Here is a 397-nt window from a genome sequence, read left to right on the forward strand (position 1 = left end):
CCGTGCGGGTCTCGCTTAAAGGCTTCCTGCACCAGCAAGCCCAGCGAGTTCATGCCGCGACGCATATCGGTGTGGCCGGTCGCAATCCACACCCGCACGCCCGACGCAATGGGGATCACCGTAGGCGCCCATCTGCCAGCGCCGCCACGGCGGCCTTCAGCGTCGCCGCGTCGACCGAACCCGTGATCCGCATCCGAGTTCCGGTCGCAAACTCGATCTCGATCGCCCCGCCGCTGCTGGCCGGCGCGACTGGACAAGGCGGCGGCCCAGATTCCGTGACCACGATCGCCGGTACGAAGCCAGGTTGATCGGCGGCATCCTTCGGATCCGGCCGAAACGAGCGTCGCCATCGCAGCAGCAATGAGCGCGAAACGCCATACCGCCGCGCTGTTGCCGC

The 397-nt window shown here is 67.8% G+C and carries 2 protein-coding genes; both read right to left on the reverse strand.

From position 1 onward, the window contains the following. Positions 1-119: IS66 family insertion sequence element accessory protein TnpB (tnpB, locus tag CWO89_RS49885; RefSeq protein WP_165421646.1), on the reverse strand; the 119-nt coding region annotated here is incomplete at its 3' end. Further along, positions 116-397 (reverse strand): hypothetical protein (locus CWO89_RS47470; RefSeq protein ID WP_130584490.1); only part of this gene is annotated, 282 nt, incomplete at its 5' end. The genes tnpB and CWO89_RS47470, both read right to left, overlap by 4 nt.

Origin of the sequence: Bradyrhizobium sp. Leo170 (assembly GCF_004296405.1) — a bacterium.
In the GTDB taxonomy this organism is placed as follows: Bacteria; Pseudomonadota; Alphaproteobacteria; order Rhizobiales; family Xanthobacteraceae; genus Bradyrhizobium.